The following is a 22,971-nucleotide window of genomic DNA, read 5'->3' on the forward strand; positions in this document are numbered from 1 at the left end:
CGGCGGGGTGACTAGTTCGTCCGCTCCCCTCCCGTCAGACAACGTAGCGTCGGGTAGCCCCGTCGACTTCAGTACCGCAACAGCGTCCTGGCGTTACAAGGCAACCTTGGCCGCGCGTTGATACGGCCCGCGGCTGCTAATCGCATCAAAATCAAGACGACCAACTGTCGAGAATTGAAATGAAAAAGACCTTCCTTGTACTGTTCGCCTTCCTTACCAGCACATCCGTGCTTGCGCAAAGCAATCTGCCGCAGCAATCGCAGTCGCAGCAGCCAGCGTCCGCCGGGCAACCGTCCACGAAGCAGCTTTCACAGGGTGGGCCGCAGCTTCCGCAACCTCCACAGCTTCCGCAGATTCCGCAACTTCCGACACAAGCGTCGACGCAAGTCCCGACCCAGCTTTCGAAATAACCCCGTATGGCTGCGCAACCCGCGCAGCCATACCTGGGAGACCGGCAATTGTCGCGGCTACCCGGATTCTGTTCATCGCCGTAGGCGCATGTGATGCACGACGGCGTTTGCCGGCGATTCGTTCATGACGTCGGCAAATCGCTGGCCGCGAGACCCTGGTTGGTTGAGCAATAGACTGCTCTCAACCCTTCCTCAGCAATTCGATGAGGCGCGGCATCTTCGCCGGCTGCCTGTGGGTTTCGGCGATCGCATGGACTGCGTGTCGCGTGCGGGGGCTGCCGACGCGATGAAACGGACGATGCCGGGTTGCCGGCAAATCGAACCGCAGCCCGGAGGCAGCGATGGAATGCCATGAGCGCTTCTGGAGAAACGTTGTCCCCGAATCCGTAGGGGACGTCGCAGTATCCGAACACTATGTGGCGTCGTGCGCTGTCCTTCAGTGCTGGGTAACGGACATCACGCGTTGCGGGCCGCTGGCCCGACTATGAAGGAGATGGGCACGCGCTTATCATGCCCTTCACGCGCTGCCCGGGTGTAATTCAGCGGCCGGCACCGGTAACGACGCCGGCCTCTTTGTATCTACGAAGCACTGGTCACCGCGTGGTCGCCAGTACGCGCACCGGAATCGACTTCGCGCCCGGCACCTTGCTCTCTTTCGCGTAGTGCCATAGCGGCAGCAGCGGGTTGCATTCCGGGTAATAGCCGCCGATGCATCCCTGCGGCACGTCGAACGGCACGACGGTCAGTCCGTCGACGTGCCGCTCGACGCCGTCGTCCGCGATCGTCTCGAGGCAGATGCGGTCGCCGTGCGCGAGTCCGCGCTTCTCCATGTCGGCCCGATTCATCAGAATCACCATGCGCGAACCCTTGATGCCTCTGAAGCGGTCGTCGAGGCCATAGATGGTCGTGTTGAACTGGCTGTCGCTGCGCAAGGTCATCAACCGCAGCGAATCGGGCTCACGCGCGGGCATGTCCGGATCTTCGCCGATCGAAGTCGGCACCATGAATTCGGCCTTGCCGCTTTTGGTCTTCCACTTGCGCTCCCGCGCCGGCAGCGGCCGGATCACGCCGCCGGGTGTCCACATGCGCGCCTCGAAATCACCGAACATCTCGGGCCATGTCTTCGACATCTCCAGACGCACGCGCGAATAGTCGTCGCGCCATGCATCCCAGTCGACGCTCGAGCGCTCGCCGAGCGTCGCCTTCGCGATGCCCGCGACGATGAACGGCTCCGAGCGGATCGTCGGCGCGGCCGGTTCGGCCATGCCACGCGAGCCATGAAAGTGCGCCGTGCTGTCTTCCATCGACACCGCCTGCGCGCCGCCCGCCTGCCGGTCGATCTCGATGCGGCTCAGACACGGCAGCAGATACGAGCGCTGGCCGTGCACCAGGTGGCTGCGATTGAGCTTGGTCGCCACGTTGACGGTCAACCCGAGCGCGGCCCACGCCGGTTCGGTGCGCACCCGGTCGGGCACCGAGCGCACGAGGTTGCCGCCGAGGTTGATCATCGCGTTGACCTTGCCGTCGAGCATCGCCTCGAAGGCCTCGACGATGTTCATGCCTTTCTCGCGCGGCGGCTCGAACGAAAACTGTCTGGCCAGTTGATCGAGCGGCGCGAGCTCCGGCTTTTCGGTGATGCCGACCGTGCGCTGTCCCTGCACGTTCGAATGCCCGCGCACCGGCGACGGCCCCGCGCCCGGCTTGCCGATATTGCCGCGCAGCAGCAGCAGATTGCACAGCATGCGCACGTTCTGCACGCCCATCCGATGCTGCGTGAGACCCATGCCGTAATGGATGATCACCGCGTTCGCCTTCATGTACTCGTCGGCGGCTGCCTGGAGCGCGTCGCGCGGCAATCCGCTCACTCGCTCGATGTCGTCCCAGTTCGCGTCGCGCGCGTACTGCGCGAATTGCTCGTAGCCGTTCGTATGCTCGCGGATGAAATCGACGTCGACGACGCGCGCGTCGCCCGTGCCCACCGCGCGATCGTCCGCTTCGATGACGAGCTTGCAGATGCCGAGGATCGCGGCGGTATCGCCACCCGTCTTCACCTGGTGGTATTGCGTGCTGATCTGCGTATCGCTGGGTGTGAGCATCTGCAACGCTGACTGCGGGTTTGCGAAATGCAGCAGCCCCGGCTCGCGTAGCGGATTGAACGTGATGATCGGCACGCCGCGTTTGCGCGCGTCCTGCAACTGATGCAGCATGCGCGGGCTATTGGTGCCGACGTTCTGGCCGAAGAAGAACATCAGGTCGGTCTTCTCGAAGTCGTCGAGCGAGACCGTACCGACGCCCACGCCAATCGCTTCCTTGAGGCCGACGCTGGTGCTTTCGTGGCACATGTTCGAGCTGTCAGGCAGATTGTTGGTGCCGTACATGCGCGCGAAAAGCTGCAGCATGTACGAGGTTTCCAGTGAAGCGCGGCCCGACGTGTAGAACACCACGCTGGCCGGGTCCAGCGTGCGCAGTTCGGCGCCGATCGCATCGAATGCTTCCTGCCACGGCACCGGCACGTAGCGGTCGGTAGCCGGGTCGTAGCGCAGCGGCTCGGTCAACCGCCCCGCTTCCTCGAGATCGTGGTCGTGCCATTTGGCGAGCTCGCTGACCGTGTGGACCTCGAAGAAATCGGGCGTTACGCGTTTGGCCGTCAGATCCCACGCGGTCGCTTTCGCACCGCTTTCGCAAAACTCGAACGTATGCGGATCGGCCGGCTTCGCCCACGAGCAGCTGACACACATGAAACCGTCGGGCTTATTCTGATGCATCAGAACCTGGCTATCCTTCAGCGGTGCTTTTTCCTGCAGCAGGATTGTCGCCACCGCCTTGACCGACCCCCATCCGCCCGACGCGTAGGGATACGCGTCGCTTTTGTCTTCCTTGTTCATGAGTCCACCCGTTTGGCCATAAATGTCACGTCATGAGGTATCAGCACATCGCGTTCCCGGCTGCGGCGCCGCGTCGCGGTACGATGTTTGCTGCGTCGCAGGCTGACTCGCCGTGCCGCAAGCCAACCGCCAACGTCATGACCGACACCACCACCCCGCGCGACACGTCCGCCCGTCTGAACGCGATGCGCAGGACGCTGCGCGAAGTGTTCGGGATCAGCCGGCTGCGCCCCGGCCAACGGGACATCATCCGCAGCGTCATTGCGGGCGCGTTCTCGGCAACGCATCGAACTCGTCGTCGTCGATGAAGCGCACTGCGTATCGCAGTGGGGCCACGATTTTCGGCCGGCATTCCTGCGCATCGTCCGCGCGGAACGCGCCATGCCGCTCCTCGCGCGTACCGCTGTCCGCGATCATGGGGCGTGCGTTTGCGCGCCCGAACCGGAGCCCTGCCATGAAAACGCTCGAGTACAAAAACGGTTCTCCGTGGTATCAGGCCACCCGTGCGACGCTACGCCGAGCCGTCCCATCGGGGCTGTTGGCCGGCTGCGTGTCGGCGGCGACAGCCGCGGCGGCATCCACGGACGCATCGGGCAGCCCGCTCGCGCCGATCAATGCCGTCACCCACTGCCTGTGGCCGCAACGCGCGCTGCGTGAACGCGGCTTCAGCATCCGGCATACGGTGACCGGCTTCGCGATCCATCAGGCAGCCGCAATCTTCTGGGCAATGATGTTCGAGCAACTGGTTGACCGGATGGCCGGTCCCGACCCGTCACGACGGCCCGGCGCGACCGCGGTGGCCGCAGCCACGACCGTGGCGAGCGCATATGTGGTCGACTACAAGGTGGTGCCCAACAGGCTCACCCCTGGATTCGAGGCGCACCTGTCGCGCCGCTCGCTCGGGAACGTCTACGTGGCGCTCGGCGCGGGCCTGCTTGCGGCCGCGCTGCTGCGGCGGCCGGATCGATGAAATGCGCTCGCGCAAAAAAGAGCCACCAGCCTTCAACCGGCATGGTCGCCGCAAGCGCATTTGAGAACGATGTCCCCTGAAGTCCAAACGGAGGACAAAGGCAGTATAGGAAACGCGCCCCGCCGCGCACGATGCCTGGGCCAGGCGCAAGACGTGAGCGATCCGCGAAGCACCGGGCGCGCTCGCAAGCCTGCGAGCATCACGCCATCTGCTCCGCCGGCACCGCCACCGAACGGCCCGCGAGCCGCTCGAACTCGTCGACGTCGTGGCTGCAAAAAATCGTCAACGCGGGGCTCGCCCGCTTCGCCAGATCACGCAGGCGGCGCTGGTTGTACAGTCGCGCCGCGCGATCCTTTTCGAGCATCCACTGATAGAAGCGCAAACCGGGTGCGCAATGCGGACGCACCGGGTCGAGCTCGCCGTTGTCGAAATAGGCGTCGCCCGCGAGCAGCAACCAGCCGCCATCGCCGTGTACCGCGACGCCCGCGTGACCATAGGTATGGCCTCGCAACGGCACGAGCGCGATCTCGCTCGCGAGTTCTTCGATGGGATGGACCTTGGCGAAGCCCTCCCAACGCTCGGTGTACTGCGGCGAATGCGCGCGCCACATGTTCTGATACGACCACTGCTGCGGCCTGAAGCGCTGCCGGTCCAGCCACGTCTTCTGCTGCGCCGCGTATTGGCGCTCGCTCGCGAGCATGTGCACCGTTGCGTGCGGAAAGTCGTCGAGCCCGCCCGCATGGTCGAAATCGAGGTGCGTCATCACGATGTGGCGCACGTCGGCCGGGTCGAAACCGAGCCGCTCGATCTGCCTGATCGCCGTCATTTCATTTCGGAACTCAGGCTTCAGCAGCCTCAGGAAGAATTTGCCGAGGCGCGAATAGGGATCGGCGACATCGCGCAGACCGAAACCGGTATCGACGAGCACGAGCCCCGCCGGACTTTCGACGAGCAGACAATGGCAGGTCAGATGCCCGCGGCGGATCAACGAATCGGGGTGGCCGTTGAACAGCTTGCCGCACAGCGGGCAAGTCGAAATGCAGTTCAGATGGTGCACTTTCATGCCGCGCTCCCGGTCACGGTGACTGCATTCGTGCTTGTCGCTTCCGCGGCAGCCGTCGCGCGGCACGCGCCGTATGCGTCATTCAGCGAACAGATCCAGTCCGAACACCTCGTAGTGAATCTTCGACTCGTGAATGTTCATGTTTTTCAGTGCGTCGTGCTGCAGCCGCATGAAAGGAACAGGACCGCAGATGTAGTAGTCGGTGTCGGACAACAGGATCTCGTCGCGCAGCTTGCTGAGGTCGATGAAACCCGCGTTGTCGTAGTCGCGGCCCTGCACGTCGGTATCGAGCGGCGCGTCGTAGAACACGATCGCGCGGAAATTCGGCTGGGTGGCGGCAGTCTGCTGCAGACGGCCGCGCATCGCATGCACCGCGCCGTTGCGCGCACCGTGAATGAACACCACGCGCCGCCGACGATCGGATAGTGCTCCGCCTTCACGAAAAGTTGAATGATCGTATTGCCGTGCACGGCCAGGACCGGGGCCGTGGCCTTGACGATGTCCTTGGTTTTCTGCGTCAGCATTTCTTTCCTCCTGCAATAGCACGACTGGTTGCCTCGCTCGTGCGCGTAAATGGTGGGGTGGAATTGTCCGATCGCGCATACCCTTTCAAGCGTATCCAGGCGACCATGCTCCTCCAACCGATGCCCGCTGTCCACAAGCTGAAGGCCATGGACACGCCCGAGCAAACGCGCGCCGCGACACGTCCAACATCGGTCGTCCGATTGCAGACGAACGCGGGCCGGTCAGGAAACGTGCCGTGCGCGCCGACACGCGCTGGGAGCGTTTCCGTCAAGGTCCGAAAAACGTGTTGCAGAATTTGCCGGCCACATTGCACGTCTGTTGACCCGAAGGCTGCACATTGGTGCGCTCGGCCGACGTCGCGCATCCACCCATCATGGCGACGGCAAATGTCATCACGAGCGTTCCGCGCAGCGCTGCCGCGCGCCGATTCTTCGCAACGTGAGTCGCGGTGCGATCACAATCGCAACGCGCGGATGCGCTGCGCTTGCGTGCATCGGTAGCGCACGAGCCTTGACCGACATCAGGCATTTCGCCCTCCCTCGCGATAGTCACCACGTTCATCGTGCCACGCACAAAGGGATTTCCAACGAGGGTACCCGAGCGCTGGCGCGATCACCACACCGCCTTTTGCTATTTTGATCCAGATCAGAAGTTGACCGACTAACAGACGACGGCGCGAATTTCATTTGCACACGCTGTCATCACGACGTCACACCAACAGTCGAGCGTAGAAGCAATCCGGCGCGTCGGTCCGTCGAATGTGGGTCCCGCAAACTGCGGCGCGCGAGTGGACGGGACTGTCCACTGCGGCTGTCTCGGACAACTCACTGCGATGTACTTTTTTTTTTGCAAATGCGAGCATGCTGAATCCGGCGTTTTCGGACATGTCATCAAGCCGGTATGACTTACTGTGAACGACGAGTAAGCTGGAGATAATAAAACGGGGAGAGAACCTGTGAAAGCCGCGCGTAATCACAACGACGTCACAAGGAAATTGACGCACATCAGCGCGATTGTCCAGCGCCTCGAACAACTCGTTCAATGCGACCGCGTCGACTGGCAGGGCACGGGAATTGCGACGCCGGCTTACTGGCGCGCGCGCATCGAGGCCAACGCCGAACTGCCGCCGGTGCTGCAGCCGCAAGCGCGGCTCGCTACGCTCGAAGCACGGAGCCAGCGCCGCTCGAGCGCGCAGGGCGGCAATTAGCGCCGCGCCCGTCGCGCATGATCATCGCGCACCGGCACGATCACACACTCACGCGACGAAGGACATGATGATGATGCGGACCTACGAATACCACGGGTTCACGATCGAGGTGACCGTCGAGGCGGATTTCACGTTGCGCCCCGCCGGGCGCGCGGCGGTACGCACACGCTACGCGGCGGTGGTTCACATCTATCAGGCGGGCGCTGCGGTCGCAACGTTCTCGCCGCTGCGCGTCGACATTGGAGGCAGCCGGCCGTTCGACACCGAGGCCGATGCGTTGATGGGCGGATATAGCGCGGCGCGGCGAATCGTCGACGACCTGTTCGCCCGTGCGGCGGATGCCGCGGACTCCGCGTTGAGCGCCCTCACGAGCAGCAAAGCAGTGCGCTCGCGGCAGCCGGCACCGCGTTGATCGATTGCTGGGCAGCGGGAATGGCGCATGCGGTAACCGCCGGCACCCTTTCCCTGGAGAAACGCCATGTCCAATGACGCCTCATCGCTGTCGCCGTCGATTACGTCGATGATCCGCCTCGACCATATGCACGTGCTCGCCGCTTCGCACCGATACCACGCGTCCACGCCGTGGTGGCGCAAACGCGCGATCGTCAACGGCGTGTGCGACGCGCTCGATATCCACGCGCAGCTCGAGGAGGAAATTTTCTACCCGGCGCTCGACCGCGCGCTCGGCAATGACGAGGCGCTGAGAAAAAGCCGTCCCGAGCACGACGAGATGCGCGCAACGATCGCGAAGCTGCGCGGGATGGGCCCCGAAAACGCCGCCTACGACGGGCTCTTTTATCAACTGATCCGCGAAGTCGCTCATCATGTCGCCGACGAGGAAACCATCCTGCTGCCCGACGCCGAGCGCGTGCTGAAGAACGAACTGCAGTCGCTCGGCGCCGCGATGACGCGCCGCCGGATGCAGTTGCTCGGAGAGCGCCCGATGGACATTGCGGTGAATGCCGCGGGCACGTTTCCGATCGCCACGCTGCTGCTGGGATCGACTGTATTGCTCGCGCTGCGGCATTGGCTGCCGAGGTCGCGTCGCGCGGCACAGACGCGGCGTCAATGGAACTAGCACGTTCTACTGACACAACGGGGCGCCGCCCGCGATCGCGCATCAACGATTCGGGCGCGATGCACCCGGCGTGCGCCCGCGCCGCTGTTTCGTCTTCGCCGGTTCACCCGGCTCGACGAGCCCGGCCGCGACGCGGCGCGCGGTTTCGGCCGCGATGTCGAGCGCGTCGTCCCATGACACGTGGCCGCACGTCCCGCGTCGCTCGAAGATCGTGTGATGCTCGCCGCCACGCTCCGTCACGACCACGACCCACTGGAAAGCGCCTTCCGAATCCCGAATGACGGTCCAGCTTACGAGGAAGTCGGCAATCTCTATCTTCTGCAGGCGCATGTCCGGCTCGCTGTCGATCCGCTTCGTCGACCGGCTCTGTCCGAATGTACGCATGGCACGAGGTCCTTCGTTTTGGCCCTTCATTCAGGGCCTGGTTCTGCTACAACGTTGCCCGGCAGATTGCCGCCGGCATCGGGCTGTTTCGGTTTGTCGTTCATCACGGCTCCTTTGATCGATTCATGTGTGGGCCGAGCAAGCGCTATACCGCGTGGCCGAGCGAGAACCAGAAGCATTGGATCGCGCGCATGAGTTCGAGCCTCGTTGCTGGACCGGCAAGCTGGCCCGGCTAGAAACTCATCGCGAATCCGAACGACACCCCGTGCACGTTGCGACCGAACACATAGCGCACAATCGCGCGCGTACGGGTGACGATGACGGGATACCTGCTGCTGTCGAGTTCGAGGCCGACTCCCAGCGACGTGAGGTCGTTGAAACCCAGCACGCCGGCACTGTCGCCGAAATAGCGCGAGTAAGCGGCTTCGAGCACATAGCGGACCGGCCGGTCCAGTGCGTGCCAGCCGGTGGGCGCGCGCCAGCGCGTCCATAGGCTCACCTGCTGCGCCATGGCCGAGCCCTGAACGGCCTCCGACGAACTGCCGAAGCTGCGCAGGTAAATATCGGTTGCCCGCAGTTCGGCGTCGATTTCGTAGTTTTCGCGGTAATGCTCGTAGTCGAGCATCAGGGAGCCGCCATAGCCGTAGGCGTTCAGCGAGCCGTTTTCGAGGAACTGCAGGTTGCTGTCGGTGACATGATTGAAGAGGGTCTGCCCCACCTTCAGGTCACTCGAGACACGCCCAATCGTGCCGTTCAAGATCGGACGGAACACCAGTTCGTCCGTGATGCGGAAATCCCACCCCAGGCCGACCGTGCCACTGAAGGTGTTCCACTTCGTCGGCACCGCACGCTGCTGGGCGCCATCCGTGGCAATGAAGATCGGATCGTAGCGGCTGTAGGCGAGCGTGCCCTCCATGTACAACGGAAACGACCTGCTGAGGGTGAAGCCGCCGCCAAATTGCGTCTGCCCAAAGCCGGGATTACCCGTCAGGCCGTTGTTGACCGACAGGTTACTGGTCGTAACGTCCGGGACTGTCGTGTAGGTCATGATCGCGAGCACAGCGTCTGCGTGCTGCTTTACATTGCCGCCAATCACGGTATTGCTCGACAATTGCCTCGGCGCGACCTGTGCGTGCGAAGGGCAGGACAACAGGTTCAAGGTTAGAGCGGCACACGCCCCAAATGCGCGAAGTGACCAACACTTCCGAAGCGCCGGCATAGTCAAACAACCTCGCCATTTGTCGACGAGATTGCAGGCTCACTTGCAGGGTCATACACGGCATATCCAACGAGCATGACGCGCTCCTGTCAGTCGGCTGATCGTGTTCGTCTTCCGCGAAGTCGCCATCCCGTTGCACAAAAGCACGCGCACGCAACTGATGCAATTCCGACGGGCATTGCGCCGCTCACAGCACCTGGAAGGTCTGCGTTAGTATGTGATAGAAATACCTGAAAGGAAGTAGTACGGCAATACGGGCGATCTTCAGTCGCTTGCGTGGCGTTCGGCGACGAACATCGCCGTCGACTCACGAAACCTCGCAGCCCCACTTTCGCAGGGAGCCTCGTTATGTCCACTCATTCGGTCCCGAACGACAAACCCGTCAAGATCCCCGGCCCGGATCATCCAATCACGATCGAGCACCACCAGGCGCGCGTGATCGTCATGGCAGGCGGTCACCTGATTGCCGATACGCACGACGCATTGACGCTGCTCGAAGCCCGCTATCTGGCCGTGCTGTACATCCCGCGCAAGGACGTCGACATGACCCGGCTCGAACGCACGGCGCACGCCACTTATTGTCCGTACAAGGGCGAATGCGCATACTTCTCGATTCCTTCGGCCGGCGAGCGCGGCACCAACGCGGTGTGGACCTACGAGCACCCATACGACGCTGTCGCGCCGATCCGCGAGCACCTTGCGTTCTATCCCGACCGCGTGGATTCCATCACGCAGGAGCCGGCCGCGCACTAGGCGAACGCGCGAGCGTCACGCCGCGTGCGGTCGCCGCGATCGCGGCGACCGGCATGGCGCGAGCGGCACGGACGGCGGCGGCACCGCACGGCGGCCGCTACTTCCACCACGCAAGCTATCAATCCCACTGGGATGACGCCTGGCGATATTCGACTACCGACCGGCGAAACGGCAGGGTCTGCAATAGCCCGTGCCGTTTTTTATGCTTGCCGACTCGCGAAAAATCACGCACGGAATCGAATCAGGTTCACAGCGCATGCGCGTCGAATGGATCACCCCAACCTTAACAAGACCTTAACACCTCAGTATTGCCAAATATTAATTTCAGTTCACGCAAATGACTTTTTTACGGTTCAAATTCGTCCCGCACTACCCAAATTCGTTGTCAAACAAAAGGACGAGACATGAAACCGATCACGAAATGGAAGCGTAAGCAAAGCGCAATGTGCGCCGCCGTCGCACTGCTCGCCGGGTTGTATTCGGCAGTCGCAACAGCTGGCGACGATCACGACCACAGCCGCGATCGCGATCGCGCGTCCGTCAAGCATGTGCTGCTGATCAGCTTCGACGGTCTGCATGAGCAGGACGTCGCGCGTTGCATCGGCGCGAATACTTGCCCTAACCTGGCGCTGCTCGCGAAGTCAGGCACCACCTATACGAACGCGCATACACCGGGACTGTCGGATTCGTTTCCGGGCCTCGCCGCGCTCGTGACCGGCGGCTCGCCGAAGTCCGCGGGGCTGTTCTACGACGTCTCCTACGACCGCACGCTCTATGCGCCGTCCGATACCCATTGCACGGGCCCGACCGGCTGGAATGTCGTCTTCGACGAAACGACCGGCATCGACGGCGAGAACGGCGGCGCGCTGATCCATCTCGACGGCGGCGGCGCGTTCAATCCGCAGGCGATTCCGCACGCGCTCGTCAATGGCGTCTGTACGCCCGTCTATCCGCACAACTATCTGAAGACCAACACGGTTTTCGAAGTGATCAAGGGCAACGTCAACGGCGCGCGCACCGCGTGGGCGGACAAGCACGCGTGGGGCTACGACTGGCTCAACGGACCGTCGGGCGCGGGCGTCGACGACCTTTCGCGCACCGAAATAAATTCGATCGATCCAGATACTAATACCTACTACCTCGACACGTACACGCACACGGAGAAGTTCGACAACTACCACGTGCAATCGCTGATCCACGAAATCGATGGCAAGGATTCGACAGGTCAAAAGAACGTCGCGGTGCCGACTGTGTTCGGCGCCAATTTCCAGACCCTGAGCGTCGCGCAGAAGGCCACCGTCGCGTCGGGCGGCGGCTATCTGGATGCGAGCTTCACGCCGGGTCCGCAAGTCGCCGGCGCGATCGCGTATATCGACGACGCGTTGGGACGCGTCGTGTCCGAACTGAAGCAACGCAATCTCTATTCGTCGACGGCGATCATCGTGACCGCGAAGCATGGCCAGTCGCCGACCGATCATTCGAAGCTCGTGAAGAACGGCGATACGCTGACCAAGTTGCTCGAAGCCAACAACTACCTGGATTCGGGCGGCAATATTGGGCAGGCCGCTACGAAGAGCGGCAACCTCAACGACGGCACCGGACTTGTCGGCACGGGTTTCGTGCAGACCGACGACGTCGGCCTGATCTGGCTGCGCGATCAAAGCCAGGTGTCTTCGGTCGTGAAGACGCTGAAAGCGAATCTGAGCTGCAACGCACCCGGCATTTGCGCGGACGGCCCTCAGGCGTACATCCTGTCCGGCCCGCAACTGGCTAACCGGTTCGGCGACCCGTCGCGCGGACGTACGCCCGATATCATCGTTCAACCGAACCCGGGCGTCATCTACACGTCGAGCACGTCCAAGGACGAAGAGCATGGCGGCAACGCGCCCGACGACAGCCATCTCGGCCTCGTGATGTACGTGCCTCACACGCATCACGCCGGGCAGGTCAACGACGAGCCGGTGCTGACCACGCAGGTCGCGCCGACGATCTTGCGTCTGCTCGATCTGAAGCCTGAGCTGCTGCATTCGGTCGCGATTGAAGGAACGCGTGCGCTGCCGGAATTCGATCACGAAGACTAAGCGTGGCCGTAGTCCACGTATTTGAGTGGTAAGCTGCGCCGCGATCGGTGTTGGAACGATCGCGGCGCAGTCGTTTTTGCGGGGTCCAGCCGCGCGGACCTCGCGTGCCGGCCCGTGCGAGAATGGGAGCCGCCTGATTCTCGCCAAACAGGCGTGCGTCGATTGCCTGACAAGGAGCCGCATTGCCATGAACGACATTGCTCTCGGATGCGTCGCGGTGTTGGGGCTGCTGTTATTCGGCCTCGGCTTGTCGCTATCGATGACGCGTTTTCGCGAACGCACCAATGCGGCTTCGCCGACGATCCGGCCAACCTGCTGCACAAGCTGGTTCGAACGCATGGCAATACCGCGGAATACGCGCCGTTCCTGGCGGTGCTGTTTCTTTTTCTGGGCGCGAGATCGCCGTCCGCGGTGTCCGTGTCGCTGATGGTCATCGCAACCGCGTGCCGGTGTTTGCTCGTCGTTGGACTGCTTGCATTTCCGACGATGGCGAAGCCCAATCCTTTGCGGTTGGTCGGTGCGCTTGGGACTTATGGGGCGGGGATTGGGTTGTGTCTGGCGCTAATGCGCTGAGGCAAGCTCGGGACCGACGCACAGTGGATAGATGACTTCCCGCGCCAGCCCAAAAGAAAATAAGCCCCACCGCGCGGCGGCCGTTGTCCGCGGACGTCGGCAGCACCGCGTCCGGCTGGGCTGCGACGAAGAAAGCCTATTTCGTCAGCATGACGAACCCGAAGTCGATCGCGTTCTACGGCAGCATCTTTGCGTTGACTGTGCCCGCGCATGCGCCGTTGTGGCTCGATATCGCGGTCGTGGCGCCGTCGATCGGCATTTCGTGCGCGTGGTACTGCGCGATGGCGTTGCTTGCCTCGCATCCGTCGGTTCGGCGCACGCTGGTTCGGCGCACGGCCGGGCTGGATACGGCAGCGGGTGTGCTGTTGGTGGGGGTCGGCGGGCGGATGTTGGCGGGGCGTTGAGCGACTACCGGCGCGCGAAGCGATAGCGCCTTTGCGTGATCAGGCGGAGTCGGACTGCGGAGCGCCGCCGCCGCGAATCACGAGTTCCATAAAACCCGTCTGCGGATCAGGCTCCCGCGCGAACGAATAGCCCGGAACCGACACGAGCAACAACTCGACGGTCGTGCGTACCGTGCAGCCGCGCGCCACATGACCGCCGAACACCTGCCCGCGCGCATCCGCGATCGACATGTGCAGATGGGCGCCATCGGGCGAGACGGAGCCTGCGAGGGTCAATATTTCGAGGTCGCCGCGAATTTCCGTCGGCGCTTGCGCGCCAGCGAACCTCAATGCCGCAACGTGGAGGCTGCCGATGCCCTGGACGACGAAGGCCGCTTGCAGGTCGCGTTGACGAAGCGCGTCTTCGACGGCGACGCGAAGGTCGTCGCCGGGCGCGAGTCGGAGGGGATGGGCTTGCATGCCTTGGCCGGTTGAGACGTGGTGGACTCAGGGATTATGCGTGAATGAGGAAGTATCTCACAGGGGCTTGTTTATGCTGGGTTCGTGCGGACTCGATGGCGAAAATATATTCGGTTTATATGTACAGTTAAACTGTACATATGCTATGTTTTCGGCATGTCACGACAATCACCGTCTTCCCAATCTACCGATCTAGCCGCCCTTGCGGGCGAACTGCGCATTGCCGTGAGCAAACTGGTTCGCCGCGCGCGAGAACATTCGCAATCGAGCGACTTTACGTCGGCGCAGAAGTCGGTGCTGTTTCATCTGGAGCGCGGCGGCCCAGCCACAGTTTCCGCTCTAGCGCGAGCGCAGCGCGTAAAGCCCCAGTCCATGCGCATTACCGTTGCCGGTCTGGAGACGCTGGGCGTCGTCAAAGGCGAAGCGGATCCAACCGACGGACGCAAAACTCTTATCCATCTCACTCCCACGTTCAGACGAACGCTCAAGGCAAGTCGGGCGGCCAAAGAGGACTGGCTGATCGGTGCCTTGCAAGCGCAGCTATCGCCGCGAGAACAGGCCACGCTCGCCGTCGCGGTGGAACTGCTGCAGCGGCTCGCTGACTCCTGAACGTTTGCAGGTACTTCATCCGAAACGGCATCGAAACGGGCACAGCCCGCGACCTCATCGATTTACTCGATTCAAGGAGCAACTGAAATGGATTGGCCGCATGTCGTCTCTTATTTTTTCGGCGGTGTCCTGTTCGCGAATGCCGTGCCGCATTTCGTCAGCGGTGTGATGGGCGAGCCGTTTCAGAGCCCGTTCGCGAAGCCGTCCGGAAAAGGGCTGTCGTCATCGACCGTCAATGTACTGTGGGGCTTCTTCAATATGGTCGTCGGCTATCTTCTGGTTTTTCGTGTTGGCGACTTTCGGATCGAGGCAACGGGCGATGCCGTGCCATTCGGCCTCGGTATCCTGGCGATGGGCATGCTCTGTGCGCGGCTGTTCGGTCCTTTGCATGGCGGCAACATTCCGAAACGTACTTGAGTGTCTCGTAAACGGTAGTCGGCGCGTGTGTCGGACTATCTGCGCACATCAAAGTCTGCGACAAAGATTGCCGCTGAAGCCCATTCCACCGTCGCGCGACGCGCCACCAAATGTCAGCAAAGTTTGATGCAACCGGTTGTCGCCGCTAAGCCGATCGATTTTCGGAGGCACAATGTCTGCGAGAGCCCCGTAGCGCAATGGCCCGCGGACCAAACCAAAAAAGGGGCACATTAAATATATGTTGCTCCGCAACCAAAAGGAATCGAACATCAGGTTTGGGCGTCGCAGCGGATCGCAATTCCAGAAGATGGGTGGACCGAGCGAACGAATGGACCATCTGCAATAACGAAGGCGCCAAGTCGGGTCTGAATAATTCGTTTTTGACGAAGCTCGCCCTCACGGCCGGCCTTCGGCAGCGATTGAGCGGTTGCGGTTCCTGACGCGCGCTCGACTTGCGAAGCCGCTGACCGAATGGCTGCTCCGAATCAAAGACCTGCACTATAGTCTACGAGTACAGTTCGGCCAAAGCCGACGTTCGGCTGTCGGCGTTTGCAAGGCAGCTCTCAGTCCCATTCCCGACTTTCGGATGCCGGGGTTTGTAAATGTCGCACTCGCGGCGGGCGAACGCGTACTCCCGACCCTGAGCCGCCATCCATCGTCTCTCAGCTCGGACGCCCGTTTCCCAGGGCTAAGCAGTCGATCCCGTGTGCACACCCAGCGACGGAATCGGCAGAAATGCCCGAAGTCGGAACCGATGCTCCAAGAGTTGAATCCCCGAATCCCCCTTCGTCAACGCTTAGGGGACGCCGTCGCCCAGGCGACCTTCGAGCGCTCACGCGTCCAATGTTACGCCCCTTCCTCAACAGCAAATGCCCTTCCGTCGCACATCCATTCGACGTTCCGACGAAGCACACCGATTTCCTGTAGCGGATCACGCAAGATTAATAGGGTTTTCCCTGATGTAATTCTGCGACTGTTTGCCTTCCACCCAAGCCAGTAAATTCGATGGAGGCTCAATGAAGGGACACGCGCTGCCCTGTGAACCACTCACACTCTTGCGCTGGCTTTAGAGTCGCGAAAGCTTGGCCTCGCTTTGACGAGAACACCTGGGCACCCACAGGCTAAATTAAGGACATTCAATGGAACACTACAGCGGTACCCTTTCCCCCGACGCCGCAAACGTCTCCGCTGATCTTTTAAAGAAACTCGCCTACGCTACGGCGGAAACAGCCCCACTAGTAGCAGGTCGACGAACATTCTTCAATTATCGGGACCTCGGTGTTTCCGACGCCACAGACGGTCGAATGAGGGCGCAGGTGACCGTGGCGACAGGCGTGATGCAGCAGACTGGTTGGCATTATCATGTTTGCGAAACGCAGTTCATTTTCACCCTCCGAGGCTGGATAGATCTTCAGTTCGAAGATGGTCGAGTTATTCGGGTTGGCGCTGGCGAATCGCTTTATATTCCACCTGGTCTCAAACACAATGAAACGGCAATTTCGGAAGATTTCGAGTTCCTGGAAATTTCAGTGCCGGCCAGGATGGGAACAATACCGTGCGAGCCTCCTGAAGGTTTAAAGATCCTCGACTGAATTGCCCGACGTACCGCTTGGCTCGCAATGCGCACTGAGACGCAGTAAGCACGACCTGAAGTCGTGCTTACCAGTCAACAGCGCTTGCGCTGGTTGTTTTACTGCCCGCCCTTTACTGCCCGTACAGTCCTAGTCCTGGAAGCTAATGGTTCTAACCAACCACGCGGCATGCCGCAGCGACCACTGTTCTGCTTGTCTTGCTTTCCTTGGCGAAGCCGACGGTGCCCGCAACTGAGACCGCGAAAGTCCGACGGCTGGACGGAGCCTATGTATCAGTTCACCGAGTATGATGCCTGGTATATTCGTTACATAAGTCGTCTGGCCGATTGACCTGTCCGGCGGCTGAAGCCCAAGGCGATGAAAGGAAGGCCGAAACTGCATCTGTCGTTGAGTCCAGAGGACAGAGCCGCGCTCAACGACTTCGCGCAGCGCGGCGGCAATAGTCCAGCGCTGGCTTTTCGCGCCCGAATCGTCCTGGCCTGTGCAGAGGGACTGGACAATGCGGTTGTGGCCGCTCGCGTTCAGTCGACCGCGCACACAGTCTCCAAATGGCGCAGAAGGTTCATCATGGATGGCCTGCAGGGCTTGACGGATCTTCCTCGCAGCGGGGCTCCCCAAAAAATCGGCGAAGCGACGGTGGCCGCGATTGCATCTCGTAAGCCCGACGGTGTCACGGCAGTAAGCAGTGCCCGCCACGTCGCACGAGAGTCTAACGTTTCCGCCTCCACTGTCGGCCGGATATGGCAGAACATGGACAGGCCGGTAAAACGATCCGGATCCCACCGACAATCCCGCCCCGCACCTCCTTCTGCTGCATCCGGAGTCGTTTCCATGAAGGCGGCGGCGCCCACCGTCAACCCGGAAGGACAGGGTGCCAGTGATGACAGACTGGCTACCGACGTGGGTTCCGGTGAGGCGCCGTATCCGCCTGTCGATCTTGCGCAGGCGTTTCGCATGGCACCGGTTGGCCTGCTCCTGTCCAGGCAGCGAGTCATCGTGTCCTGCAACTACACGTTCGGTGAAATATTTGGGTGCGCGCCCAACGAACTGGCTGGACGCTCGCTGGAATACCTCTACCCCTCCCAGGACGAGTTTCGACACATCGGCGAGCGCGCATGGCTGGCAATGAAGGAGACGGGCTTTTATTCCGATGAGCGCATCATGCAAAGGCTTGATGGCAGCCCGTTCTGGTGCCACGTTTCCGGGCGCTCAATGAACCGCAACGATCCATTTGCAACTGCGATCTGGGCATTCGAGGATATTTCGTCGGCCCGTCGGGTGACTCGCGACCTGACCCGGCGCGAGCGCGAGGTCGCGCAACTGTTGGTGACGGGAAAAAGCAGCAAGCGGATCGCGCGCGAGCTGCAAATTAGTCATCGAACGGTTGAAGCACACCGTGCCCGGCTTATGCGCAAGTATGCAGCCATGACGACGGGAGAACTGATCGGCAAGCTACTCGGGCGCGATCGGTGACCTTCTGTACTACCTCTGCGCCACATTGCGACGTTGTAGGTCCCACGCCCGGAGAAACGCGGATTAATGAAAAGAAGTTAAGACGCATCTTACCGGTGTTCACCCTAATGTAATTCGACGACTGCCCTCCCGGTGATGACGCGGGTAAATTTCCCATAAGCACACTGATGGGAGAACGCGATGGGAGTGTCGATTGTAGGCTGGGCGCACTTGCCGTTTGGCCGGTTCGACGGCGCAAGCCTTGAGGATCTGATCGTGCGGGCCGGCCGCGAAGCCGTGAAGGATGCGGGCCTGCAAGGCGAAGAGATCGACGGCACCTGGCTGGGCAATTTAAATGGTGGTCTGGTCCCGGACATCTTCGCTTCGTCACTGACGCTCAATTGCAGCGATGGGCTGCGATGGAAGCCGGCCGTGCGTGTTGAGAACGCCTGCGCGTCGGGCGCCGCCGCAATTTATTCGGCATGCGATGCGATTGAGGCGGGCCGTGCTCGCATCGCGCTGGTAATCGGCGCCGAGAAGATGACCGATGTATCCGGCGAAGATGTGACGCGCATTCTTGGTAACTGCGCATACTCGGGCGAGGCGGGAAATCCACCCGGGGGCTTCCCGGGAATCTTCGCCTCAATCGCGCAGGACTATTTCGCGGAGTACGGAGACCATTCGTCGGCGCTCGCGCGTATCGCCGCAAAAAATCACGCGAATGGCGTCGACAATCCGTGGGCGCATATGCGGCGCGATCTCGGCTTTGAGTTCTGCAATACCGTATCTGAAAAAAATCCGATGATTGCGCCACCGCTGCGCAAGACAGACTGCTCGCTAATCTCCGATGGCGCTGCGGCACTGGTGCTTGCCTCGAGCGATGCGGCCGCAGATTTTCCTCGTGCGGTCTCAATCCGTTCCCGTGTGCAGGTCAACGACTATCTGCCGCTGGGGCGCCGCCATGCTGCGTCGTTCGAAGGTCCGAAGCGCGCCTGGCGCGGCGCACTCGAGCGTGCCGGTTGCGCGGTCGACGACCTGTCGTTCGCCGAGGTTCACGATTGCTTCACGATCGCTGAGTTGCTCAGCTACGAAGCGATGGGCCTGGCCGCTGCTGGCCAGGGCCATCGTCTTATCGAAGAAGGGGTCGTTGCCCGTGGAGGGCGACTTCCGGTCAACGCTTCTGGCGGGCTCAAAGCGAAAGGCCACCCGATCGGCGCCACAGGCGTGTCCATGCACGCGATTGCTGCGATGCAACTGACCAATACGGCAGGCGCAATGCAGGTTCCCGATGCCTCACTCGCCGGCGTCTTCAACATGGGAGGCTCCGCGGTGGCGAGCTATGTCAGCATTCTGGAGCGCAGCCGATGAACATCGCCCGGTGGCTGCAGCGCACGGCAGCGATCTTTCCGAAGCGGCTCGCGGTTCTGCACGGCGACGAACCCTGGCTCGAATACGGGCAACTCGCAACACGCGTGGCGGCGCTAGCAGGCTTCCTGAGCGAGCAATGCGGCGTACAGCCTGGTGCCCGGGTTGCCATCTACTCCGCCAACCGTCCCGAATATCTGGAGGTGCTTCAGGCCATCTATTGGGCAGGTGCCGTTTCCGTGCCTGCTAACTGCAAGCTGCATCCCAGAGAGTTGGAGTACATCCTGGATGACGCCGGGGCTGACGTGCTGTTCGTTTCGAGCGAGTTGCTGTCGACACTGGGCGACCTGCAACGCGGTAAACGGCGCTGCGTCGTGTTCGGCTCGGACGAATACCTGCATGCGGTCCAATATGCACCGGCCGACCTGCATCACCGTCAGCCCGATGATCTCGCGTCGTTGTTCTACACATCCGGAACGACTGGGCGACCGAAAGGCGTCATGCAGACTCACCGGAACCTGATGGCGATGACCGCGTGCTACTGCATTGACGTGGACGATGTTCGCCCCGAAGACGCGATGGTCTACGCAGCGCCGATGTCTCACGGGGCCGGACTTTACCACTATGCGTACATCTTGCGAGGCGCGCGTCACGTGGTGCCGCGCTCGGGTGGATTCGAGCCCGAGGAGCTGGCTGGTCTGGCCGCACGTGTCGGACCTCTCGCGATGTTCGCGGCACCGACGATGGTCAAACGGCTTGTCGATCATTTCCGCGCAGTCGATGCCGATCCCGCCGGCTTCAAGACGATCGTCTATGGCGGCGGACCGATGTATGTGAATGACTTACAGCAGGCTTTGGAAGTGTTGGGTCCGCGCCTCGTGCAGATCTATGGGCAAGGCGAAAGCCCGATGACAATTACCGCACTCGGACGTCACCATCTCTCGGATCGGAAGCATGCTCGCTGGCCGGCCCGTGCCGCTTCCGTGGGTGTCGCACAGTCGCTCGTCGAAGTCGACGTCGTGGCGGGAGACGGAAGCTCCGCCCCGAAAGGAGAAACAGGTGAGGTCGTCGTGCGCGGCGCCGCCGTCATGCCTGGCTACTGGAACAATGCGTCCGCTACGCGCGACGCGATCCGCAACGGCTGGCTCTACACGGGCGATACCGGCAGTCTCGACGAGGACGGGTTTCTCACGCTGAAGGACCGATCGAAGGATCTGATCATTTCGGGCGGCTCCAACATCTATCCGCGAGAGGTAGAGGAAACCTTGCTGGCTCATCCGTCGGTGTCAGAAGTGTCGGTAGTGGGACAGCGAGACGACGAATGGGGTGAGGTGCCCGTGGCTTTCGTGGTGCTTCACGCGGGCCGTCAAACGACCCGCGACGAACTGGACGATTGGTGTGTGCAGCACATTGCACGTTTCAAGCGCCCGAAACACTACCGATTCACCAATGAGTTGCCAAAAAACAGTTACGGCAAGGTATTGAAAACGGAGTTGCGCGGCCGGCTCGGCCAGTAGCCGTTGCGCAAGCTGCTGAAGATGAGGAGAGCAATCTTGAAACAAGTCAATGTACCGGTACTGATCGTCGGCGGAGGCGGTTGCGGGCTGAGCACATCTATTTTTTTGGCCAACCTTGGCGTTGAATCGCTGCTGATCGAGAGGCACCCGCAGCAGTCGCCGATGCCGAAGGCGCGGTACCTGAATCAGCGCACGATGGAGGTGTTTCGTCAATACGGCCTTGCCGACGCGATCTACGCGCGCTCATTGCCGATCGAATACGTCAGCAAGATGCGCTGGTGCACGAGTCTGGGCGGCGATCGCCCTTGGGACCGCAAGACGCTTTGCGAACTCGAAGCCTGGGGCGGCGGTTCCCTGGCGTCTACGTATCAGAAAGATAGTCCGTGCCAGAGCACCGTTTATCCGCAAGTGCGCCTTGAGCCGCTGCTCAAGGCGCATTCGGAGCAGATGGGTGGTGCGCAGATGCGCTTCGGTCACGAGTTGCTGTCGATCGAGCAAAGCGAGGCCGAGGTCATCGCGACCGTGCGTGACCGTATCGCTGACGAAACCTATCAGGTCCGCGCGCAGTACGTCGTCGCTGCCGACGGTGGAAAAACGGTTGGTCCGTGCGTCGGTGCGCGTCTTGAAGGTACGCCCGAACTGCTGGAGATGGTGACCGTGTATTTCGCGGCAGATCTTTCGGCGTATATCGACGACGACAACGTCAGCACGTTCTGGTTTGCGAATCCCGAAGGCGACACCAAAGCATGGGGCAGCGGCGTGCTAGGCAAGCTGGGCCCGACGCGGTTCGACCGTCACTCAGAAGAATGGATGTTCCACTTCAGTTTCAAGCCCGGCAGCGGCGAAAATTACGAGGCGGCTACGCTCGTGCCTCGCATCCGCGCATTGTTGAAGATTCCTGATCTCGACGTTAGCGTGCTCAGCGTCGGCAAGTGGATCGTGCAGGGTGTGCTGGCTGATCGCTATCGGTTTGGCCGCGTCTTTCTGGCAGGCGATGCCGCACATAGACACACGCCCACGACGGGGCTTGGCCTGAACTCCGCTGTGCACGACGCACAGAATCTGGCATGGAAACTGGCTGCCGTGATTCGGGGCCGGGCCGGCGCCGGGTTGCTTGACAGCTATGAGAGCGAACGTCGCCCGGTCGCCGAGCGCAACGTCAACTGGGCACTGTTCACGTTCGGAAATTATCAGGTGACGAACGCAGCCATCGGCATCGTGCCGGGCGATCCGCGGGGCAGCGAGGCAAACTTCAAGGCCTTGCTCGCCGAGGGCGACGACGCAGATGCACGACGTGCCCGGTTCAATGAACTGATGAAGGTTCACCAAACCGAATATCAGGCGCACGACCTCGAAATCGGCATCCGGTATGACACCGGTGCGCTCGTGAGCGACAACACATCGCCTCCGCCTCGCGACCCGCTCGGTCAACGCTTCGTTCCGACCACGCGCCCCGGCCATCGCATCGCGCATGCATGGCTGGCGCGCGGGGCGCAGAAAATTTCCAGCCTTGATCTCGCACGGGCTGATCGCTTTGTGCTGATTACCGGCCGGCCGGACATCTGGGAAACGGCGGCAAAGGAGACCACTGACAGGCTCGGTATGCCCGTCGAGGTGGTCGTCATCGCCGACGGCGCACAGATAAGCGATCCTTCGGGCGAATGGCGCAACGTACGCGAAATCCAGGATGACGGCGCAATCCTGCTGCGCCCGGATCAGCACGTTGCGTGGCGCTGTACAACTGCTCCAGTAGGTGTCGATCTCGCGCAGTGCCTGATGGACGTGCTGGCACAAGTCATCGATCGCGCCCCCGTGCTGGTCTAACGACGACAGATAGGAGTCGATATGCAAACTTCCACATTAGCATCGCGCCGCTCGGCCGAGCTAACGTCAAGAGTGGTGTATGGGCAGCTTGATAGCGTTCGGCTTCAGGCGGCGAGTTTCTGCTGAACCGGTTGATCGCCTTGCACCGGTTCGCCGTCCCTGAAGGCAATGCCCTCCAGCAACA

20 protein-coding genes and 3 pseudogenes are annotated in these 22,971 nt (G+C 61.7%); 17 read left to right on the forward strand and 6 right to left on the reverse strand.

Annotated features, from left to right (window positions below; genetic code table 11):
- Positions 1-179 precede the first annotated feature (179 nt).
- Positions 180-410: a hypothetical protein gene (locus tag F6X39_RS34625; RefSeq protein WP_187619928.1), complete on the forward strand. Its 231-nt coding sequence runs from the start codon at positions 180-182 to the stop codon at positions 408-410.
- A 593-nt stretch (positions 411-1,003) separates the two neighbouring features.
- Here the strand turns inward: F6X39_RS34625 and F6X39_RS34630 are convergent.
- Entirely contained in the window at positions 1,004-3,295 is a 2,292-nt protein-coding gene (locus tag F6X39_RS34630; protein WP_187619929.1) for an FdhF/YdeP family oxidoreductase, read from the reverse strand.
- 137 nt (positions 3,296-3,432) lie between these two features.
- Here F6X39_RS34630 and F6X39_RS34635 point away from each other — a divergent pair, with 137 nt between their 5' ends.
- Positions 3,433-3,603, forward strand: coding sequence for a hypothetical protein (locus F6X39_RS34635; protein ID WP_184023470.1), 171 nt, complete (start codon positions 3,433-3,435; stop codon positions 3,601-3,603).
- Positions 3,604-3,749: 146 nt separating this feature from the next.
- Positions 3,750-4,265, forward strand: coding sequence for a hypothetical protein (locus tag F6X39_RS34640; RefSeq protein ID WP_187619930.1), 516 nt, complete (start codon positions 3,750-3,752; stop codon positions 4,263-4,265).
- A 199-nt stretch (positions 4,266-4,464) separates the two neighbouring features.
- On the opposite strand, the gene F6X39_RS34645 is transcribed toward F6X39_RS34640, so the two are convergent.
- Both F6X39_RS34645 and F6X39_RS34650 read right to left on the reverse strand, forming a co-directional pair.
- Positions 4,465-5,328, reverse strand: a complete 864-nt coding sequence (locus F6X39_RS34645) for an MBL fold metallo-hydrolase (protein ID WP_187619931.1) — start codon at positions 5,326-5,328, stop codon at positions 4,465-4,467.
- 78 nt (positions 5,329-5,406) lie between these two features.
- Positions 5,407-5,757 (reverse strand): annotated as a pseudogene (locus F6X39_RS34650) (nitric oxide dioxygenase); the annotation flags it as partial.
- A 1,051-nt stretch (positions 5,758-6,808) separates the two neighbouring features.
- Here F6X39_RS34650 and F6X39_RS34655 point away from each other — a divergent pair.
- The 3 genes from F6X39_RS34655 (at position 6,809) to F6X39_RS34665 (ending at position 8,138) form a co-directional block, all read left to right on the forward strand.
- Positions 6,809-7,060, forward strand: a complete 252-nt coding sequence (locus F6X39_RS34655; protein ID WP_187619932.1) for a hypothetical protein — start codon at positions 6,809-6,811, stop codon at positions 7,058-7,060.
- Between the two features lie 70 nt (positions 7,061-7,130).
- The gene (locus F6X39_RS34660) at positions 7,131-7,472 is read left to right on the forward strand and encodes a hypothetical protein (protein ID WP_260330344.1); all 342 of its coding nucleotides are present in this window, start codon (positions 7,131-7,133) and stop codon (positions 7,470-7,472) included.
- Between the two features lie 66 nt (positions 7,473-7,538).
- Positions 7,539-8,138, forward strand: coding sequence for a hemerythrin domain-containing protein (locus F6X39_RS34665; RefSeq protein WP_184023476.1), 600 nt, complete (start codon positions 7,539-7,541; stop codon positions 8,136-8,138).
- Between the two features lie 42 nt (positions 8,139-8,180).
- Here F6X39_RS34665 and F6X39_RS34670 read toward each other — a convergent pair whose 3' ends face one another.
- Positions 8,181-8,522, reverse strand: a complete 342-nt coding sequence (locus tag F6X39_RS34670; protein ID WP_260330345.1) for a hypothetical protein — start codon at positions 8,520-8,522, stop codon at positions 8,181-8,183.
- A 232-nt stretch (positions 8,523-8,754) separates the two neighbouring features.
- A complete protein-coding gene (locus F6X39_RS34675; protein WP_187619941.1) occupies positions 8,755-9,741 on the reverse strand; it encodes a hypothetical protein in 987 nt (328 codons plus the stop codon).
- Between the two features lie 348 nt (positions 9,742-10,089).
- Here F6X39_RS34675 and F6X39_RS34680 point away from each other — a divergent pair, with 348 nt between their 5' ends.
- The 4 genes and pseudogenes from F6X39_RS34680 to F6X39_RS34695 form a co-directional block, all read left to right on the forward strand.
- Entirely contained in the window at positions 10,090-10,494 is a 405-nt protein-coding gene (locus tag F6X39_RS34680; RefSeq protein ID WP_187619933.1) for a DUF427 domain-containing protein, read from the forward strand.
- A 404-nt stretch (positions 10,495-10,898) separates the two neighbouring features.
- On the forward strand, positions 10,899-12,575 hold the full coding sequence (locus F6X39_RS34685; protein WP_187619934.1) for an alkaline phosphatase family protein: 1,677 nt from the start codon (positions 10,899-10,901) through the stop codon (positions 12,573-12,575).
- Between the two features lie 187 nt (positions 12,576-12,762).
- Positions 12,763-13,148, forward strand: a pseudogene (locus tag F6X39_RS34690) (MAPEG family protein).
- Positions 13,149-13,204: 56 nt separating this feature from the next.
- Positions 13,205-13,552 (forward strand): annotated as a pseudogene (locus tag F6X39_RS34695) (LysE family translocator); the annotation flags it as partial.
- Positions 13,553-13,591: 39 nt separating this feature from the next.
- On the opposite strand, the gene F6X39_RS34700 reads toward F6X39_RS34695, so the two are convergent.
- A complete protein-coding gene (locus F6X39_RS34700) occupies positions 13,592-14,011 on the reverse strand; it encodes a PPC domain-containing DNA-binding protein (protein WP_187619935.1) in 420 nt (139 codons plus the stop codon).
- A 156-nt stretch (positions 14,012-14,167) separates the two neighbouring features.
- Here F6X39_RS34700 and F6X39_RS34705 point away from each other — a divergent pair, with 156 nt between their 5' ends.
- The 7 genes from F6X39_RS34705 (at position 14,168) to F6X39_RS34735 (ending at position 22,787) form a co-directional block, all read left to right on the forward strand.
- The gene (locus F6X39_RS34705) at positions 14,168-14,620 is read left to right on the forward strand and encodes a MarR family winged helix-turn-helix transcriptional regulator (RefSeq protein ID WP_187619936.1); all 453 of its coding nucleotides are present in this window, start codon (positions 14,168-14,170) and stop codon (positions 14,618-14,620) included.
- An 87-nt stretch (positions 14,621-14,707) separates the two neighbouring features.
- On the forward strand, positions 14,708-15,037 hold the full coding sequence (locus F6X39_RS34710) for a hypothetical protein (RefSeq protein ID WP_184059163.1): 330 nt from the start codon (positions 14,708-14,710) through the stop codon (positions 15,035-15,037).
- 1,139 nt (positions 15,038-16,176) lie between these two features.
- Positions 16,177-16,629 (forward strand): cupin domain-containing protein, encoded by a 453-nt coding sequence (locus tag F6X39_RS34715; RefSeq protein ID WP_187619937.1) that lies wholly within the window; start codon positions 16,177-16,179, stop codon positions 16,627-16,629.
- A 357-nt stretch (positions 16,630-16,986) separates the two neighbouring features.
- The gene (locus tag F6X39_RS34720; protein ID WP_187619938.1) at positions 16,987-18,102 is read left to right on the forward strand and encodes a LuxR C-terminal-related transcriptional regulator; all 1,116 of its coding nucleotides are present in this window, start codon (positions 16,987-16,989) and stop codon (positions 18,100-18,102) included.
- Positions 18,103-18,282: 180 nt separating this feature from the next.
- Positions 18,283-19,449 carry an acetyl-CoA acetyltransferase gene (locus tag F6X39_RS34725; RefSeq protein WP_187619939.1) on the forward strand — a complete coding sequence of 389 codons (1,167 nt, stop codon included), beginning with the start codon at positions 18,283-18,285 and terminating at the stop codon, positions 19,447-19,449.
- Positions 19,446-20,963, forward strand: coding sequence for an AMP-binding protein (locus F6X39_RS34730; RefSeq protein ID WP_187619940.1), 1,518 nt, complete (start codon positions 19,446-19,448; stop codon positions 20,961-20,963). Before F6X39_RS34725 ends, F6X39_RS34730 begins: the two co-directional genes overlap by 4 nt.
- A 3-nt stretch (positions 20,964-20,966) precedes the next feature.
- A complete protein-coding gene (locus tag F6X39_RS34735; RefSeq protein ID WP_222945407.1) occupies positions 20,967-22,787 on the forward strand; it encodes an FAD-dependent monooxygenase in 1,821 nt (606 codons plus the stop codon).
- The last annotated feature ends 184 nt before the right edge of the window (positions 22,788-22,971 follow it).

This window comes from Paraburkholderia sp. UCT2 (genome assembly GCF_014397665.1).
Taxonomy (GTDB): Bacteria; Pseudomonadota; Gammaproteobacteria; order Burkholderiales; family Burkholderiaceae; genus Paraburkholderia; species Paraburkholderia tuberum.